17 protein-coding genes are annotated in these 18,337 nt (G+C 51.9%); 9 read left to right on the forward strand and 8 right to left on the reverse strand.

Translation table 11 applies throughout. The features are described 5' to 3' along the window. Positions 1-39: 39 nt before the first annotated feature. Positions 40-429, forward strand: coding sequence for an 8-oxo-dGTP diphosphatase MutT (mutT, locus tag OQV04_RS09910; protein WP_000736046.1), 390 nt, complete (start codon positions 40-42; stop codon positions 427-429). Between the two features lie 331 nt (positions 430-760). Here the strand turns inward: mutT and yacG are convergent, their stop codons facing one another. The 3 genes from yacG to coaE are packed head-to-tail and all read right to left on the reverse strand — an operon-like array spanning position 761 to position 2,331. Then, positions 761-958 (reverse strand): DNA gyrase inhibitor YacG, encoded by a 198-nt coding sequence (yacG, locus tag OQV04_RS09915; protein ID WP_000005042.1) that lies wholly within the window; start codon positions 956-958, stop codon positions 761-763. 9 nt (positions 959-967) lie between these two features. Next, complete coding sequence (zapD, locus tag OQV04_RS09920; protein ID WP_001194734.1) at positions 968-1,711, reverse strand: cell division protein ZapD; 744 nt, start codon at positions 1,709-1,711, stop codon at positions 968-970. After that, positions 1,711-2,331 carry a dephospho-CoA kinase gene (gene coaE / locus OQV04_RS09925; protein ID WP_001269510.1) on the reverse strand — a complete coding sequence of 207 codons (621 nt, stop codon included), beginning with the start codon at positions 2,329-2,331 and terminating at the stop codon, positions 1,711-1,713. The genes zapD and coaE overlap by 1 nt, the downstream gene beginning before the upstream one ends. A 24-nt stretch (positions 2,332-2,355) precedes the next feature. Between coaE and OQV04_RS09930 the strand changes: the two genes are divergently transcribed. After that, a complete protein-coding gene (locus tag OQV04_RS09930; RefSeq protein ID WP_120795372.1) occupies positions 2,356-2,400 on the forward strand; it encodes a protein YacM in 45 nt (14 codons plus the stop codon). A gap of 155 nt (positions 2,401-2,555) precedes the next feature. Continuing rightward, a complete protein-coding gene (gene guaC / locus OQV04_RS09935; RefSeq protein ID WP_032222088.1) occupies positions 2,556-3,599 on the forward strand; it encodes a GMP reductase in 1,044 nt (347 codons plus the stop codon). Between the two features lie 34 nt (positions 3,600-3,633). Here the strand turns inward: guaC and hofC are convergent, their stop codons facing one another. The 4 genes from hofC to nadC all read right to left on the reverse strand — a co-directional run bounded on the left by hofC (position 3,634) and on the right by nadC (position 7,757). Beyond that, positions 3,634-4,836, reverse strand: a complete 1,203-nt coding sequence (gene hofC / locus OQV04_RS09940; RefSeq protein WP_032280252.1) for a protein transport protein HofC — start codon at positions 4,834-4,836, stop codon at positions 3,634-3,636. Next, complete coding sequence (gspE, locus tag OQV04_RS09945) at positions 4,826-6,211, reverse strand: type II secretion system protein GspE (RefSeq protein ID WP_112919056.1); 1,386 nt, start codon at positions 6,209-6,211, stop codon at positions 4,826-4,828. Before gspE ends, hofC begins: the two co-directional genes overlap by 11 nt. A 9-nt stretch (positions 6,212-6,220) precedes the next feature. Beyond that, positions 6,221-6,661, reverse strand: a complete 441-nt coding sequence (ppdD, locus tag OQV04_RS09950) for a prepilin peptidase-dependent pilin (RefSeq protein WP_032280254.1) — start codon at positions 6,659-6,661, stop codon at positions 6,221-6,223. Between the two features lie 202 nt (positions 6,662-6,863). Next, on the reverse strand, positions 6,864-7,757 hold the full coding sequence (gene nadC / locus OQV04_RS09955) for a carboxylating nicotinate-nucleotide diphosphorylase (RefSeq protein WP_001135168.1): 894 nt from the start codon (positions 7,755-7,757) through the stop codon (positions 6,864-6,866). 87 nt (positions 7,758-7,844) lie between these two features. Here nadC and ampD point away from each other — a divergent pair, with 87 nt between their 5' ends. After that, positions 7,845-8,396 (forward strand): 1,6-anhydro-N-acetylmuramyl-L-alanine amidase AmpD, encoded by a 552-nt coding sequence (gene ampD, locus OQV04_RS09960; protein WP_000923726.1) that lies wholly within the window; start codon positions 7,845-7,847, stop codon positions 8,394-8,396. Continuing rightward, positions 8,393-9,247, forward strand: coding sequence for a beta-lactamase regulator AmpE (ampE, locus tag OQV04_RS09965; protein WP_045176705.1), 855 nt, complete (start codon positions 8,393-8,395; stop codon positions 9,245-9,247). The genes ampD and ampE overlap by 4 nt, the downstream gene beginning before the upstream one ends. A 42-nt stretch (positions 9,248-9,289) precedes the next feature. Here ampE and aroP read toward each other — a convergent pair whose 3' ends face one another. Beyond that, positions 9,290-10,663: an aromatic amino acid transporter AroP gene (gene aroP / locus OQV04_RS09970; protein ID WP_000969915.1), complete on the reverse strand. Its 1,374-nt coding sequence runs from the start codon at positions 10,661-10,663 to the stop codon at positions 9,290-9,292. Between the two features lie 540 nt (positions 10,664-11,203). Here aroP and pdhR point away from each other — a divergent pair. The 4 genes from pdhR to lpdA all read left to right on the forward strand — a co-directional run bounded on the left by pdhR (position 11,204) and on the right by lpdA (position 18,331). Beyond that, positions 11,204-11,968, forward strand: coding sequence for a pyruvate dehydrogenase complex transcriptional repressor PdhR (gene pdhR / locus OQV04_RS09975; protein WP_000331776.1), 765 nt, complete (start codon positions 11,204-11,206; stop codon positions 11,966-11,968). A 160-nt stretch (positions 11,969-12,128) separates the two neighbouring features. Continuing rightward, positions 12,129-14,792 carry a pyruvate dehydrogenase (acetyl-transferring), homodimeric type gene (gene aceE, locus OQV04_RS09980; RefSeq protein ID WP_000003820.1) on the forward strand — a complete coding sequence of 888 codons (2,664 nt, stop codon included), beginning with the start codon at positions 12,129-12,131 and terminating at the stop codon, positions 14,790-14,792. Positions 14,793-14,806: 14 nt separating this feature from the next. Then, a complete protein-coding gene (gene aceF, locus OQV04_RS09985) occupies positions 14,807-16,699 on the forward strand; it encodes a pyruvate dehydrogenase complex dihydrolipoyllysine-residue acetyltransferase (RefSeq protein WP_001624559.1) in 1,893 nt (630 codons plus the stop codon). A gap of 207 nt (positions 16,700-16,906) precedes the next feature. Further along, positions 16,907-18,331 (forward strand): dihydrolipoyl dehydrogenase, encoded by a 1,425-nt coding sequence (gene lpdA / locus OQV04_RS09990; RefSeq protein ID WP_000102485.1) that lies wholly within the window; start codon positions 16,907-16,909, stop codon positions 18,329-18,331. Positions 18,332-18,337: the final 6 nt, after the last annotated feature.

The raw sequence follows: 18,337 nt of genomic DNA on the forward strand, positions 1-18,337 counted from the left end.
AGGCGCAGGATTCTGCGCCTTTTTTATAGGTTTAAGACAATGAAAAAGCTGCAAATTGCGGTAGGTATTATTCGCAACGAGAACAATGAAATCTTTATAACGCGTCGCGCAGCAGATGCGCACATGGCGAATAAACTGGAGTTTCCCGGCGGTAAAGTTGAAATGGGTGAAACGCCGGAACAGGCGGTGGTGCGTGAACTTCAGGAAGAAGTCGGGATTACCCCACAACATTTTTCGCTATTTGAAAAACTGGAATATGAATTCCCGGACAGGCATATAACTCTGTGGTTCTGGCTGGTCGAAAGCTGGGAAGGGGAGCCGTGGGGTAAAGAAGGGCAACCCGGTAAGTGGATGTCGCTGGTCGGTCTTAATGCCGATGATTTTCCGCCAGCCAATGAACCGGTAATTGCGAAGCTTAAACGTCTGTAGGTCAGATAAGGCGTTTTCGCCGCATCCGACATTCGCACACGATGCCTGATGCGACGCTGGCGCGTCTTATCAGGCCTAAAGGGATTTCTAACTCATTGATAAATTTGTTTTTGTAGGTCGGATAAGGCGGTTACGCCGCATCCGACATTCGCACACGATGCCTGATGCGACGCTGGCGCGTCTTATCAGGCCTACGTGGATTTCTAACTCATTGATAAATTTGTTTTTGTAGGTCGGATAAGGCGTTCACGCCGCATCCGACATTTGCACAAGATGCCTGATGCGACGCTGTCCGCGTCTTATCAGGCCTACGTGCGGCATCAGACAAATGTCACTGCTTTGGTTCTTCGCTCCAGTCATCGCTTTCGGAAAGATCGCCACTGCTGGGGATTCGTTTTTCTTCAGCAGCCCATTCTCCGAGGTCGATCAACTGACAACGTTTGGAGCAAAATGGCCGAAACGGGCTGATTTCACCCCACACCACCGTTTTCCCGCAGGTTGGGCAATTCACCGTAATAGTTTCTGACATTTTTACTCCTTAGCAACAGGCCAGTTCGAAATCCAGACGTTCCGGTACCTGTCCGTTTTCAGTGTCCAGCGGCATAAAACGAATGGCAAAACGGCTCTTATGTCCGGAAATTTGCGGATAAAGCTGTGAATCGAGCGACAGATTCAGGCGCAGCAAGTCGGCATCGCCACCGTTATCCTGATAAAAACCATTCAGGCTGGTTTGTTTACGGAAGGGGGCCGACTGGCGAATTAAATCCAGCACCATGGTTAGTGCCTGGGTAAGCGGGTTCAGGCTGGCAATCCAGGTTTCTACCTGGCTGTCGCGCTGCGCCTGGGGTAGATGCAGCCAAATGTGCAATGTTGGTAAATCAAAGCTGCAACAGCCGCCTGGGATGCTCAGTCGCTGACGCACCAGAGCAATCAAACGATCTTCACGTAGAAATTGCCCGATACGCGGCGCGGAGATTAATACGCTACCCGCCGCTTTTAACTGCTGAATTAATGCTTCAATACGACTCTGGTCCACGCCGGGCACGCCAATCCAGGTCTGGAGTTTACGTTGCTGCCGGTCAAGTTCTTTCAACAGCTCAGTGCGGACTTCGCCGCGCTCGAAAACATCCAGTAATTCACTGACATTACGGAAGAAATGCAGCGCGCCAGCGTGGTCAACGATGGGTAAATTAACGGTGAGTTGCTGAATCAAAAACTCAATGCGCAGCCATGTACGCATTTTTTCATTTAGTGGATGTTCAAAAAGGACCTGGGTCTGCATTACGGTTTTTCCTGTGAGACAAACTGCGACGCAAGCTGCAAATAGTGTGCGTGCAGGCGGGCAACATCCGATGCGATAGCATCCGGTGCGCCGTTATTATCAATGACGTCATCTGCCACGGCAAGGCGGGCTTCGCGCGTTGCCTGAGCAGCAAGGATTTGTTCGACATGCTCGCGAGTTACATCATCGCGCTGCATGGTGCGCTTAAGTTGCGTTTCTGGGCTGACATCCACCACCAGCACTCGATTCGCTTTTTTATACAGTGAGTTTTCTACCAGCAATGGCACAACCCACAGTACATAGGGGGAAGTTGCTTGCTGGATCTGGTGTTGCGTCTCTTGCTGAATCAGCGGATGCAGCAGGGCGTTAAGCCAGTTTTTATCTTCCGGGTTGGCGAAGATCCGCTCGCGCAAGGCCCGGCGCTGCAATGTTCCATCAGCAGCAATCATGTTAGCGCCAAAGTGATCAGCAATGGCATGTAGCGCAGGTGCACCTGGTTCAACCACCTGACGCGCAATAATATCGGCATCAATGACGTTAATTCCGAGATCAGCAAACGCATTGGCAACGGTACTCTTGCCACTGCCAATGCCTCCCGTTAAGGCAACTATATACCTCATAATTTATATTCCCGGGAATTCATCATGATTATCAAAACGTTAAAAATGAGCGCACGAAAGCGAAATTGATGAAACGTTCGCTCACTATTTACCAGGTAAATTTATGGGATTGTAGCGTAAAAAAAGACAATTTCGCAGTCTTGCGCCGCATTGATTAGTGCGTATGATAGCGTCACTGGAGTTGCGCTCTTACCCTTATAGCCATTAACCCCAGGAATCCGCACATGCGTATTGAAGAAGATCTGAAGTTAGGTTTTAAAGACGTTCTCATCCGCCCTAAACGCTCCACTCTTAAAAGCCGTTCCGATGTTGAACTGGAACGTCAATTCACCTTCAAACATTCAGGTCAGAGCTGGTCCGGCGTGCCGATTATCGCCGCAAATATGGACACCGTAGGCACATTTTCTATGGCCTCTGCGCTGGCTTCTTTTGATATTTTGACTGCTGTGCATAAACACTATTCTGTCGAAGAGTGGCAAGCGTTTATCAACAATTCTTCCGCTGATGTGCTGAAACATGTGATGGTTTCTACCGGTACGTCAAATGCGGATTTCGAAAAAACTAAACAGATTCTCGACCTGAACCCGGCATTAAATTTCGTTTGTATTGACGTGGCGAATGGTTATTCCGAACACTTCGTACAGTTCGTTGCGAAAGCGCGTGAAGCGTGGCCGACCAAAACCATTTGTGCTGGCAACGTAGTGACTGGTGAAATGTGTGAGGAGCTTATCCTCTCCGGTGCCGATATCGTTAAAGTTGGCATTGGCCCAGGTTCTGTTTGTACAACTCGCGTCAAAACAGGCGTCGGTTATCCGCAACTTTCTGCGGTAATCGAATGTGCCGATGCTGCGCACGGTCTGGGCGGAATGATCGTCAGCGATGGTGGCTGCACCACGCCGGGCGATGTCGCGAAAGCCTTTGGCGGCGGTGCCGATTTCGTCATGCTTGGCGGCATGCTGGCGGGCCACGAAGAGAGCGGCGGTCGCATCGTTGAGGAGAACGGCGAGAAATTTATGCTGTTCTACGGCATGAGCTCCGAGTCTGCGATGAAACGTCACGTTGGCGGCGTTGCGGAATATCGCGCAGCAGAAGGTAAAACCGTTAAGCTGCCGCTGCGAGGCCCGGTTGAAAATACCGCGCGTGATATTTTGGGCGGCCTGCGTTCAGCTTGTACATACGTTGGGGCTTCACGCCTGAAAGAACTGACCAAGCGCACCACATTTATCCGTGTGCAGGAACAAGAAAACCGCATCTTCAACAACCTGTAATCTCCCAACGCTGGTGTGGAGCAACACGCCAGCGTTATCCCATCCCACTCATCGCATCGCCTAAATGGAAAATTGGCAGATACATCGCCACCACCAGCGTACCGATAATTCCTCCCGTTATGATCAGCAACGCCGGTTCCAGTAAGGCTGCTAGGTTATCCGCCAGCGCCATTGTGTTATCCCGATGATGATGGGCGAGGTTGTCTAACATGAGATCCAGCGAGCCGGAGGCCTCTCCCGTTCTCACTAATTGCAAACAGAGCGGGCTAAACTCACCGGCATTTTTTAGCGCCAGCCAGATGGGATGACCGTTACTGATATCGTGCTGGATTTGTGTCAGAAGTTGCACCCAGTACGGGCAGCGCATTGTTTCTCTGACGCTCTCTACGCCCTGTAAAAAAGTAATGCCTGCACTTTGTGTCAGCGCCAGAATCGTAAAGATCTGCGTGAGTTTTTGTCCCCGCATCAGTGAGCCCATAATCGGGATGTGTAACAGCAATTTCTGCCGCACGATAAGCCAGGTCGGTCGGCGCATCAGCAACTTATTGGCTATCGCCAGCAGAAAGCCGAACAACACCAGCAGCCAGCCCCATTCGCCACTAAAGTCTGCCAGCGTCATGATCCCCTGCGTTAGTGCCGGTAGTGGGGTGTTGAAGGTCTTATAGATAGCGGCAAACTCCGGCAGAACAAAATGCAGCATTGCCACAACCACCATGATTGCCATCGCTAAAATGATGATGGGATAACGCAACGCTGATTTCACTTTGTCGGTCAACTGACGCTGGGCTTTTTGCTGACGCGCCAGTTCAAAGCAGCATTCATCCAGCTTACCGGTCAGTTCACCCGTGCGGATCATCGCCTGATAGAGCGGCGGAAATACCTCTGACCAGGGTAATAAGGCATTGGAAAAAGCAATGCCCTGTTCGAGATCGTGCGCCAGCGATTGCAGCAACGCTTGCCATTGCTTACTGGGATGCTGTTCCGCCAGCAGAGCCAGCCCTTCAGAAAGAGTTAACCCGGCTTTAAGTAGCGTCGCCAGTTGATGAATGACTTCCGCGCTTTTATCTCCTCGCCACTGCGCAGAATTGATAGCAATTCGCTTCAGGCTTAGTGGAGTAACCATCTGTTGCTGTAGTGCCATGAGCAGCAAAGCACGGCTCTCTGCCCATCGCATCCCATCTTGCGCATTGCCGTCGCCGGTTATGCCATGCCAGCGCCAGAGTTGCTTACTCGCCATGCGGCATCCCCAGTACGCGGATTAACTCTTCAAAGGTGGTTAAGCCTTGCTCCACGGCCAGGCAGCCGTTTTCAAAAAGCGTTCGCATACCCGCCTGTCGGGCGTGCGTTTCCAGCGATTCAACGTCGGTATTAGCGGAAATAAGCTGACGTATGACCGGTGTTATGGGCAGAACTTCAAATAAGGCAGTGCGACCATAAAAACCGTGGTAGCAATGTACACAACCGGGTGCCTGCCAATGGGGCAGCGGCGACGGCCATACATTGTCTGGAATATGGATGGGCTCCCCTTGCTGGCGGCGACAATGTGGGCAAAGTTTACGTACCAGACGCTGGGCTATTACCAGCGTAAGCGCTGATGAGAGCATCCAGCGGGCGGCTCCCATTTGCTGTAAACGTACCAGCGTTTCAGTGGTGGAATTGGTGTGTAGGGTAGACAACACCAGGTGACCGGTTTGCGCGGCTTTAATGGCAATTTCTGCCGTTTCGCCATCGCGGATCTCTCCGATCATGATGACGTCAGGATCCTGGCGCAATAACGCACGCAAAACGCCCTGAAAGGTGAGTCCGGCACGCGGATGGATTTGCGTCTGGTTTAGTCCGGCTATGGGGATCTCAACCGGATCTTCGACGCTACAAATATTAATGTCAGCGGTATTCAGCTTTTGCAGGGCACTATAAAGCGTGACCGTTTTGCCGCTGCCTGTAGGGCCAGTTACCAGCACCAGTCCCTGTGGTTGTTGCAAGGCATGAGCAAAGTCCGCCAGTTGTAATGGCTGCATTCCAAGCGCGTTGACATCCAGTGCCTGGCTCACCTGCTGTAACAACCTTAATACCACCTTTTCACCCCCCCGACATGGTAAGGTCGCAATACGAAATGAGACGGCGTTTCCTGCCAGTTCGACAGTGAATTGCCCGTCCTGCGGCAGGCGATGTTCCGCAATATCCAGGTTTCCCAGTACTTTTAATCTGGCGGTTAATGCGACTCCGGCATCCGGTGAAACATCCGGTAAAGGATGCAATACGCCGTCGATACGCAAGCGGATGCGGTAGGCATTGTCCGCTGGTTCGATATGAATATCAGACGCGCGTTGTTCCAGCGCAGATTGTAACGTTCGAGTCAGCAACTCTGCTTTGGGCTGATGCTTCTCCTGAACAGCTACGGGCAATGTCTGTTGTGTGCGACTGGCGTGACCTTCCATTTGTTGGCGCGTCCAGCAGGTGATCTCAATACGTTTGGTGGTAGCGAAATGCAATGCGTCCAGCAATTCATGTGAGGGGGCATCGACCACCGCAACATGAACCACTTCTTCGCTGGCATCCAGCAAGACTCCCTGATAACGCAAACACAGGGCGGTGAGCTGTGGAATATTCATTGCCGTTCCTTAGTTGGCGTCATCAAAACGGAAGACATCTTCGCAGGCTTGCTGCAATGCGCTGTCATTTCGAATATTGCAGTTGCGCGTCCAGCCGGTGACGCCGTTTGCGTTATCCCAACCTGGCGTCATGACGACGCTTAGCCCATTGAGACTTTCTTGCCCGGTCAGCGACACCACGCCCTTTGCCACACTCATGGCTGAAACATAGCGGGTGGTGGTAGGCGAGGGAATGCCATTGCTGCCACCGTCGCAGGTATCTAATCCACCATGTTCCAGCGCGCACAACTCTACGGCGGTACGGTAAGGCACAAAGGTTTGTAGCATGTCGGTGAGTGCGGCTTTGCGCAGGTAGTTTTGATAAGCGGGAATACCAATGGCGCTTAAAATGGCAATGATGCCAATAACCACCATCAGTTCGATAAGTGTAAAACCGCGTTGCTTGTCCATCTGTTTCGCTCCTTGATTTGGTTGGTGCTACTTTGGCAAACGCCATCAGCACAGGCGAGGGGCAAAAAACGAAACGGGAAAGCTGCTTCCGAGGTTTTTTATTTCGTTGCAGTGAAAGACAAGAAATTTGCGAGGCGTTACGAAGAAGGTTGGGGAAGGGGAGATTATCCGCCCAGTATGGAGCGGATAAATCTGTCAGCTATTAGCGAAAACGCATTGAAAGGTCGAGTGCTTGTACGTGTTTAGTTAGCGCACCGACGGAGATAAAGTCCACGCCCGTTTCGGCAAATTCGCGCAGTGTTTTGTCAGTGACGTTGCCAGACACTTCCAGTAGCGCCTTGCCGTTGGTGCGTTTGACGGCTTCGCGCATCTGTTCTGTTTCGAAGTTATCCAGCATGATGATATCGGCTCCGGCTTTCAGGGCCTCATCAAGTTCTTCCAGATTCTCTACTTCGACTTCTACTGGCGCATCCGGATGCAGCCAGGACGCTTTTTCGACCGCCTGGCGCACTGAGCCGGAGGCAATAATATGGTTTTCTTTGATCAGGAAGGCATCAGAAAGCCCCAGACGGTGATTCGCTCCGCCGCCGCAAAGTACCGCGTATTTCAGAGCTGAACGCAGACCGGGTAAGGTTTTACGCGTATCCAACAACTGCGTGTTGGTGCCTTCCAGTAATTCGACATAGTGGCGTACCTTACTGGCAACTCCTGAAAGGGTTTGCACAAAATTAAGCGCAGTGCGTTCGCCCGTTAACAGCACGCGGGATGGGCCTTCAAGTTCGAACAAGGGTTGATTGGCGTTGATGACATCGCCGTCATCCACATGCCAGATTATGGTGACATCGTCGCCTGCCAGTTGAATAAACACCTCTTCAACCCAGCGTTTGCCGCAAAATACGCCATTCTCGCGGGTGATCACCGTGGCATGAGAGCGAGAATTTTCCGGTAAAAGTTTTGCCGTAATGTCATTGTTGGCATCGACTGTTCCGCCTAAATCTTCCCGCAGCGCCTGGGCCACCGCGCCGGGGATATCGAGATTAATGCGTTCCAGCAGCTCGTCACGTCGGGTGTCAGGGTTATAGCGGCGAGGCGGCATGTTAAAACTCCAGATAGCTAACGAATCATAAGGTAGAAACATGCTACTCTGAACCGGGTATTAGCACCACATATAAGGAGATCCTGCATGTTGTTAGAACAGGGGTGGCTGGTTGGCGCGCGCCGCGTTCCCTCACCACATTACGATTGCCGCCCGGATGACGAAACACCCACCCTGCTGGTGGTGCACAATATTAGCCTGCCGCCAGGCGAGTTTGGCGGTCCGTGGATCGACGCATTATTCACTGGAACTATTGATCCGCAGGCACATCCTTTCTTTGCTGAGATCGCCCATTTGCGCGTCTCCGCTCACTGTTTGATTCGCCGTGATGGTGAAATAGTCCAGTATGTTCCTTTCGATAAACGTGCCTGGCATGCGGGAGTCTCTCAGTATCAGGGGCGCGAACGCTGCAATGATTTTTCTATTGGGATTGAGCTTGAAGGCACCGATACGCTGGCGTATACCGATGCGCAGTATCAACAGCTTGCGGCGGTTACGCGGGCACTGATTGATCGCTATCCAGATATCGCTAATAACATGACGGGCCATTGTGATATTGCGCCGGATCGGAAAACCGATCCCGGCCCTGCATTTGATTGGGCACGGTTTCGTGCGCTGGTCAGCAAGGAGACAACATGACGCTATTTACAACCTTACTGGTGTTAATTTTCGAGCGCCTGTTTAAGTTGGGCGAGCACTGGCAGCTTGATCATCGTCTTGAAGCGTTCTTTCGGCGGGTGAAACATTTTTCTCTCGGGCGCACGTTAGGCATGACCATTATTGCGATGGGCGTGACTTTTTTACTGTTACGCGCATTGCAGGGAGTATTGTTCAACGTTCCCACGCTGCTGGTGTGGCTGCTGATTGGTTTGCTGTGTATTGGCGCAGGTAAAGTTCGTCTTCATTATCATGCTTATCTGACAGCTGCTTCACGTAATGATAGCCATGCCCGTGCCACGATGGCTGGCGAACTCACCATGATTCACGGCGTCCCGGCAGGCTGCGACGAACGTGAGTATTTGCGTGAGCTGCAAAATGCATTGCTGTGGATTAACTTTCGTTTTTATCTTGCACCGCTGTTCTGGCTGATTGTGGGGGGAACCTGGGGACCCGTTACGCTGATGGGGTATGCGTTCTTGCGTGCATGGCAATACTGGCTGGCGCGATACCAGACGCCGCATCATCGTTTACAGTCCGGCATTGATGCCGTGCTTCATGTACTGGATTGGGTGCCAGTTCGTCTTGCGGGTGTGGTATATGCCTTGATCGGTCATTGTGAGAAAGCGTTACCGGCCTGGTTTGCTTCGCTGGGTGATTTCCATACTTCGCAGTATCAGGTGTTAACGCGTCTGGCGCAGTTCTCTCTGGCGCGTGAACCGCATGTCGATAAGGTGGAGACGCCGAAGGCAGCGGTTTCAATGGCGAAGAAAACCTCGTTCGTGGTCGTGGTGGTGATTGCGCTACTGACGATTTACGGGGCGTTGGTGTAAAGATTATTGCCCTCACCGTGTACAGGTGAGGGCGTAGAGAGATTAATGCGCTTTTACGGCTTTGGCGGTTTTCTCTTTAAACAGATAGCCGATACCTAACACGATCAGCCATACCGGGATCAGGTATACCGAAATCGCCATTCCTGGGGTCATCAGCATAATCACCAGTACCGCCGCCATAAACAGCAGGCAGATCCAGTTACCCAGCGGATAAAGCAGAGCAGGGAAGCGAGTTACCACGCCTTGTTCCTGCTTGGCGCGACGGAATTTCATATGCGCCAGGCTAATCATCGCCCAGTTGATCACCAGTGCAGATACCACCAGCGCCATTAACAGGCCAAATGCGGATTCCGGAGCAAGATAGTTAATCAGTACGCACAATGCCGTTACCAGTGCAGACACCAGAATGGTGTTAACCGGTACGCCGCGTTTATCGACAGACGCCAGCGCTTTTGGCGCATTACCCTGTTGTGCCAGACCAAACAGCATACGGCTGTTGCAATATACGCAGCTGTTGTACACGGAGAGCGCCGCAGTCAGCACCACGATGTTCAGCGCATTCGCCACAAAGGTATCGCCTAACTCGTGGAAGATCAGCACAAACGGACTGGTATCGGCGGTAACGCGGGTCCACGGCATCAGTGAGAGCAGAACGGCTAACGAACCAATATAGAAAATCAGGATGCGGTAGATAACCTGGTTAGTTGCTTTCGGGATACTTTGCTCCGGGTTATCAGCTTCTGCTGCGGTGATCCCCACCAGTTCCAGACCACCGAACGAGAACATGATAATCGCCATCATCATCACCAGCCCGGTGAAGCCGTGCGGCAGGAAACCACCTTGATCCCACAGGTTGCTAACGGTCGCCTGCGGGCCGCCGTTGCCACTGAATAGCAGCCAGCCGCCGAAGATGATCATCGCTACTACCGCAATAACTTTGATAATGGCAAACCAGAACTCCATCTCACCAAACACTTTTACGTTGGTCAGGTTGATGGCGTTAATCACCACAAAGAACACGGCGGCAGAAACCCAGGTTGGGATTTCCGGATACCAGAACTGAATGTATTTACCCACAGCAGTCAGCTCTGCCATGGCAACTAAAACGTACAGTACCCAGTAGTTCCAGCCAGAAGCGAAGCCAGCAAAGCTGCCCCAGTATTTATAAGCAAAGTGGCTAAAGGAGCCTGCGACAGGTTCTTCGACCACCATTTCACCCAGCTGACGCATGATCAGAAAGGCGATAAAACCAGCAATGGCGTAACCCAGGATAATTCCTGGCCCTGCGGACTGTATTACGGAGGCGCTACCCAGGAATAGTCCTGTCCCTATCGCGCCACCCAGCGCGATAAGCTGAATATGGCGGTTTTTAAGGCCGCGCTTTAGCTGCTCGCCGTGCTGTTGACCTTCCATCATGAAACCTCGTGCGGTGATTGTTTTTTTGATCTACGCAGTGATGCGTGTGTAAGTTTGCAATTCCGTTTGTTGTATTAATTTGTTTACATCAAAGAAGTTTGAATTGTTACAAAAAGACTTCCGTCAGATCAAGAATAATGGTATGCGGCAGCGAATGCACCCGCTTTATGCATGGTTGAAGATGAGTTGCTTAAAAAGAAACCGTTTGTAAAGCTCAGCCTCAACCCCTCTCAATATGCAGAATGAATTTAAATTCGTTTTAATAGAATTAAAAATCACAAAATTGGTAAGTGAATCGGTTCAATTCGGATTTTTATAGTTTAATAATCGTTAAAAAATCCCTTTCCTACGTAAAGTCTACATTTGTGCATAGTTACAACTTTGAAACGTTATATATGTCAAGTTGTTAAAATGTGCACAGTTTCATGATTTCAATCAAAACCTGTATGGACATAAGGTGAATACTTTGTTACTTTAGCGTCACAGACATGAAATTGGTAAGACCAATTGACTTCGGCAAGTGGCTTAAGACAGGAACTCATGGCCTACAGCAAAATCCGCCAACCAAAACTCTCCGATGTGATTGAGCAGCAACTGGAGTTTTTGATCCTCGAAGGCACTCTCCGCCCGGGCGAAAAACTCCCACCGGAACGCGAACTGGCAAAACAGTTTGACGTCTCCCGTCCCTCATTGCGTGAGGCGATTCAACGTCTCGAAGCGAAGGGCTTGTTGCTTCGTCGCCAGGGTGGCGGCACTTTTGTCCAGAGCAGCCTATGGCAAAGCTTCAGCGATCCGCTGGTGGAGCTGCTCTCCGACCATCCTGAATCACAGTATGACTTGCTCGAAACACGACACGCCCTGGAAGGTATCGCCGCTTATTACGCCGCGCTGCGTAGTACCGATGAAGACAAGGAACGCATCCGTGAACTCCACCACGCCATAGAACTGGCGCAGCAGTCTGGCGATCTGGACGCGGAATCAAACGCCGTACTCCAGTATCAGATTGCCGTCACCGAAGCGGCCCACAATGTGGTTCTGCTTCATCTGCTAAGGTGTATGGAGCCGATGTTGGCCCAGAATGTCCGCCAGAACTTCGAATTGCTCTATTCGCGTCGCGAGATGCTGCCGCTGGTGAGTAGTCACCGCACCCGCATATTTGAAGCGATTATGGCCGGTAAGCCGGAAGAAGCGCGCGAAGCATCGCATCGCCATCTGGCCTTTATCGAAGAAATTTTGCTCGACAGAAGCCGTGAAGAAAGCCGCCGTGAGCGTTCTCTGCGTCGTCTGGAGCAACGAAAGAATTAGTGATTTTTCTGGTGAAAATTATCCAGAAGATGTTGTAAATCAAGCGCATATAAAAGCGCGGCAACTAAACGTAGAACCTGTCTTATTGAGCTTTCCGGCGAGAGTTCAATGGGACAGGTTCCAGAAAACTCAACGTTATTAGATAGATAAGGAATAACCCATGTCAGAACGTTTCCCAAATGACGTGGATCCGATCGAAACTCGCGACTGGCTCCAGGCGATCGAATCGGTCATCCGTGAAGAAGGTGTTGAGCGTGCTCAGTATCTGATCGACCAACTGCTTGCTGAAGCCCGCAAAGGCGGTGTCAACGTAGCCGCAGGCACCGGTATCAGCAACTACATCAACACCATCCCCGTTGAAGAACAACCGGAGTATCCGGGTAATCTGGAACTGGAACGCCGTATTCGTTCAGCTATCCGCTGGAACGCCATCATGACGGTTCTGCGTGCGTCGAAAAAAGACCTCGAACTGGGCGGCCACATGGCGTCCTTCCAGTCTTCCGCAACCATTTATGATGTGTGCTTTAACCACTTCTTCCGTGCACGCAACGAGCAGGATGGCGGCGACCTGGTTTACTTCCAGGGCCACATCTCCCCGGGCGTGTACGCTCGTGCTTTCCTGGAAGGTCGTCTGACTCAAGAGCAGCTGGATAACTTCCGTCAGGAAGTTCACGGCAATGGCCTCTCTTCCTATCCGCACCCGAAATTGATGCCGGAATTCTGGCAGTTCCCGACCGTATCTATGGGTCTGGGTCCGATTGGTGCTATTTACCAGGCTAAATTCCTGAAATATCTGGAACACCGTGGCCTGAAAGATACCTCTAAACAGACCGTTTACGCGTTCCTCGGCGACGGTGAAATGGACGAACCGGAATCCAAAGGTGCGATCACCATCGCTACCCGTGAAAAACTGGATAACCTGGTCTTCGTTATCAACTGTAACCTGCAGCGTCTTGACGGCCCGGTCACCGGTAACGGCAAGATCATCAACGAACTGGAAGGCATCTTCGAAGGTGCTGGCTGGAACGTGATCAAAGTGATGTGGGGTAGCCGTTGGGATGAACTGCTGCGTAAAGATACCAGCGGTAAACTGATCCAGCTGATGAACGAAACCGTTGACGGCGACTACCAGACCTTCAAATCGAAAGATGGTGCGTACGTTCGTGAACACTTCTTCGGTAAATATCCTGAAACCGCAGCACTGGTTGCAGACTGGACTGACGAGCAGATCTGGGCACTGAACCGTGGTGGTCACGATCCGAAGAAAATCTACGCTGCATTCAAGAAAGCGCAGGAAACCAAAGGCAAAGCGACGGTAATCCTTGCTCATACCATTAAAGGTTACGGCATGGGCGACGCGGCTGAAGGTAAAAACATCGCGCACCAGGTTAAGAAAATGAACATGGACGGTGTGCGTCACATCCGCGACCGTTTCAATGTGCCGGTGTCTGATGCAGATATCGAAAAACTGCCGTACATCACCTTCCCGGAAGGTTCTGAAGAGCATACCTATCTGCACGCACAGCGTCAGAAACTGCACGGTTATCTGCCAAGCCGTCAGCCGAACTTCACCGAGAAGCTTGAGCTGCCAAGCCTGCAAGACTTCGGCGCGCTGCTGGAAGAGCAGAGCAAAGAGATCTCTACCACTATCGCTTTCGTTCGTGCCCTGAACGTGATGCTGAAGAACAAGTCGATCAAAGATCGTCTGGTACCGATCATCGCCGACGAAGCGCGTACTTTCGGTATGGAAGGTCTGTTCCGTCAGATTGGTATTTACAGCCCGAACGGTCAGCAGTACACCCCGCAGGACCGCGAGCAGGTTGCTTACTATAAAGAAGACGAGAAAGGTCAGATTCTGCAGGAAGGGATCAACGAGCTGGGCGCAGGTTGTTCCTGGCTGGCAGCGGCGACCTCTTACAGCACCAACAATCTGCCGATGATTCCGTTCTACATCTATTACTCGATGTTCGGCTTCCAGCGTATCGGCGATCTGTGCTGGGCGGCTGGCGACCAGCAAGCGCGTGGCTTCCTGATCGGCGGTACTTCCGGTCGTACCACCCTGAACGGTGAAGGTCTGCAGCACGAAGATGGTCACAGCCACATTCAGTCGCTGACTATTCCGAACTGTATCTCTTACGACCCGGCTTACGCTTACGAAGTTGCTGTCATCATGCATGACGGTCTGGAGCGTATGTACGGTGAAAAACAAGAGAACGTTTACTACTACATCACTACGCTGAACGAAAACTACCACATGCCGGCAATGCCGGAAGGTGCTGAGGAAGGTATCCGTAAAGGTATCTACAAACTCGAAACCATTGAAGGTAGCAAAGGTAAAGTTCAGCTGCTCGGCTCCGGTTCTATCCTGCGTCACGTCCGTGAAGCAGCAGAGATCCTGGCGAAAGATTACGGCGTAGGTTCTGACGTTTATAGCGTGACTTCCTTCACCGAACTGGCGCGTGATGGTCAGGATTGTGAACGCTGGAACATGCTGCACCCGCTGGAAACTCCGCGCGTTCCGTATATCGCTCAGGTGATGAACGACGCTCCGGCAGTGGCATCTACCGACTATATGAAACTGTTCGCTGAGCAGGTCCGTACTTACGTACCGGCTGACGACTACCGCGTACTGGGTACTGATGGCTTCGGTCGTTCCGACAGTCGTGAGAACCTGCGTCACCACTTCGAAGTTGATGCTTCTTATGTTGTGGTTGCGGCGCTGGGCGAACTGGCTAAACGTGGCGAAATCGATAAGAAAGTGGTTGCTGACGCAATCGCCAAATTCAACATCGATGCAGATAAAGTTAACCCGCGTCTGGCGTAAGAGGTAAAAGAATAATGGCTATCGAAATCAAAGTACCGGACATCGGGGCTGATGAAGTTGAAATCACCGAGATCCTGGTCAAAGTGGGCGACAAAGTTGAAGCCGAACAGTCGCTGATCACCGTAGAAGGCGACAAAGCCTCTATGGAAGTTCCATCTCCGCAGGCGGGTATCGTTAAAGAGATCAAAGTCTCTGTTGGCGATAAAACCCAGACCGGCGCACTGATTATGATTTTCGATTCCGCCGACGGTGCAGCAGACGCTGCACCTGCTCAGGCAGAAGAGAAGAAAGAAGCAGCTCCGGCAGCAGCACCCGCGGCTGCGGCGGCAAAAGACGTTAACGTTCCTGATATCGGCAGCGACGAAGTTGAAGTGACCGAAATCCTGGTGAAAGTTGGCGACAAAGTTGAAGCTGAGCAGTCGCTGATCACCGTAGAAGGCGATAAAGCTTCTATGGAAGTTCCGGCTCCGTTTGCAGGCACCGTGAAAGAAATCAAAGTGAACACCGGCGACAAAGTGTCTACCGGCTCGCTGATTATGGTCTTCGAAGTCGCGGGTGAAGCAGGCGCGGCAGCTCCGGCGGCTAAACAGGAAGCGGCTCCGGCAGCGGCCCCTGCACCTGCAACTGGCGTGAAAGAAGTTAACGTTCCGGATATCGGCGGTGACGAAGTTGAAGTGACCGAAGTGATGGTGAAAGTGGGCGACAAAGTTGCCGCTGAACAGTCACTGATCACCGTAGAAGGCGATAAAGCTTCTATGGAAGTTCCGGCTCCGTTTGCAGGCGTCGTGAAGGAACTGAAAGTCAACGTTGGCGATAAAGTGAAAACTGGCTCGCTGATTATGATCTTCGAAGTTGAAGGCGCAGCGCCTGCGGCAGCTCCTGCGAAACAGGAAGCAGCAGCGCCGGCTCCGGCAGCAAAAGCTGAAGCCCCGGCAGCAGCTCCGGCTGCGAAAGCGGAAGGCAAATCTGAATTTGCTGAAAATGACGCTTACGTTCACGCGACTCCGCTGATCCGCCGTCTGGCACGCGAGTTTGGCGTTAACCTTGCGAAAGTGAAGGGCACTGGCCGTAAAGGTCGTATCCTGCGCGAAGACGTTCAGGCTTACGTGAAAGAAGCTATCAAACGTGCAGAAGCAGCTCCGGCAGCGACTGGCGGCGGTATCCCAGGCATGCTGCCGTGGCCGAAGGTGGACTTCAGCAAGTTTGGTGAAATCGAAGAAGTGGAACTGGGCCGCATCCAGAAAATCTCTGGTGCGAACCTGAGCCGTAACTGGGTAATGATCCCGCATGTTACTCACTTCGACAAAACCGATATCACCGAGCTGGAAGCGTTCCGTAAACAGCAGAACGAAGAAGCGGCGAAACGTAAGCTGGATGTGAAGATCACCCCGGTTGTCTTCATCATGAAAGCCGTTGCTGCAGCTCTTGAGCAGATGCCTCGCTTCAACAGTTCGCTGTCGGAAGACGGTCAGCGTCTGACCCTGAAGAAATACATCAACATCGGTGTGGCGGTGGATACCCCGAACGGTCTGGTTGTTCCGGTATTCAAAGACGTCAACAAGAAAGGCATCATCGAACTGTCTCGCGAGCTGATGACTATTTCTAAGAAAGCGCGTGACGGTAAGCTGACTGCGGGCGAAATGCAGGGCGGTTGCTTCACCATCTCCAGCATCGGCGGCCTGGGTACTACCCACTTCGCGCCGATTGTGAACGCGCCGGAAGTGGCTATCCTCGGCGTTTCCAAGTCCGCGATGGAGCCGGTGTGGAATGGTAAAGAGTTCGTGCCGCGTCTGATGCTGCCGATTTCTCTCTCCTTCGACCACCGCGTGATCGACGGTGCTGATGGTGCCCGTTTCATTACCATCATTAACAACACGCTGTCTGACATTCGCCGTCTGGTGATGTAAGTAAAAGAGCCGGCCCAACGGCCGGCTTTTTTCTGGTAATCTCATGAATGTATTGAGGTTATTAGCGAATAGACAAATCGGTTGCCGTTTGTTGTTTAAAAATTGTTAACAATTTTGTAAAATACCGACGGATAGAACGACCCGGTGGATAATGGGCGTCATAAAAAAAACGTCAGACCCGCCGGAGATAAATATATAGAGGTCATGATGAGTACTGAAATCAAAACTCAGGTCGTGGTACTTGGGGCAGGCCCCGCAGGTTACTCCGCTGCCTTCCGTTGCGCTGATTTAGGTCTGGAAACCGTAATCGTAGAACGTTACAACACCCTTGGCGGTGTTTGCCTGAACGTCGGCTGTATCCCTTCTAAAGCACTGCTGCACGTAGCAAAAGTTATCGAAGAAGCCAAAGCGCTGGCTGAACACGGTATCGTCTTCGGCGAACCGAAAACCGATATTGACAAGATTCGTACCTGGAAAGAGAAAGTGATCAATCAGCTGACCGGTGGTCTGGCTGGTATGGCGAAAGGCCGCAAAGTCAAAGTGGTCAACGGTCTGGGTAAATTTACCGGGGCTAACACCCTGGAAGTTGAAGGTGAGAACGGTAAAACCGTGATCAACTTCGACAACGCGATCATTGCAGCGGGTTCTCGCCCGATTCAACTGCCGTTTATTCCGCATGAAGATCCGCGTATCTGGGACTCCACTGACGCTCTGGAACTGAAAGAAGTACCAGAACGCCTGCTGGTAATGGGTGGCGGTATCATCGGTCTGGAAATGGGCACCGTTTACCACGCGCTGGGTTCACAGATTGACGTGGTTGAAATGTTCGACCAGGTTATCCCGGCAGCTGACAAAGACATCGTTAAAGTCTTCACCAAGCGTATCAGCAAGAAATTCAACCTGATGCTGGAAACCAAAGTTACCGCCGTTGAAGCGAAAGAAGACGGCATTTATGTGACGATGGAAGGCAAAAAAGCACCCGCTGAACCGCAGCGTTACGACGCCGTGCTGGTAGCGATTGGTCGTGTGCCGAACGGTAAAAACCTCGACGCAGGCAAAGCTGGTGTGGAAGTTGACGACCGTGGTTTCATCCGCGTTGACAAACAGCTGCGTACCAACGTACCGCACATCTTTGCTATCGGCGATATCGTCGGTCAGCCGATGCTGGCACACAAAGGTGTTCACGAAGGTCACGTTGCCGCTGAAGTTATCGCCGGTAAGAAACACTACTTCGATCCGAAAGTTATCCCGTCCATCGCCTATACCGAACCAGAAGTTGCATGGGTAGGTCTGACTGAGAAAGAAGCGAAAGAGAAAGGCATCAGCTATGAAACCGCCACCTTCCCGTGGGCTGCTTCTGGTCGTGCTATCGCTTCCGACTGCGCAGACGGTATGACCAAGCTGATTTTCGACAAAGAATCTCACCGTGTGATCGGTGGTGCGATTGTCGGTACCAACGGCGGCGAGCTGCTGGGTGAAATCGGCCTGGCAATCGAAATGGGTTGTGACGCTGAAGACATCGCGCTGACCATCCATGCGCACCCGACTCTGCACGAGTCTGTGGGCCTGGCGGCAGAAGTGTTCGAAGGTAGCATTACCGACCTGCCGAACCCGAAAGCGAAGAAGAAGTAATTTTTC

This window comes from Escherichia sp. Lx600-2 (assembly GCF_036662595.1).
Lineage (GTDB): Bacteria > Pseudomonadota > Gammaproteobacteria > Enterobacterales > Enterobacteriaceae > Escherichia > Escherichia coli.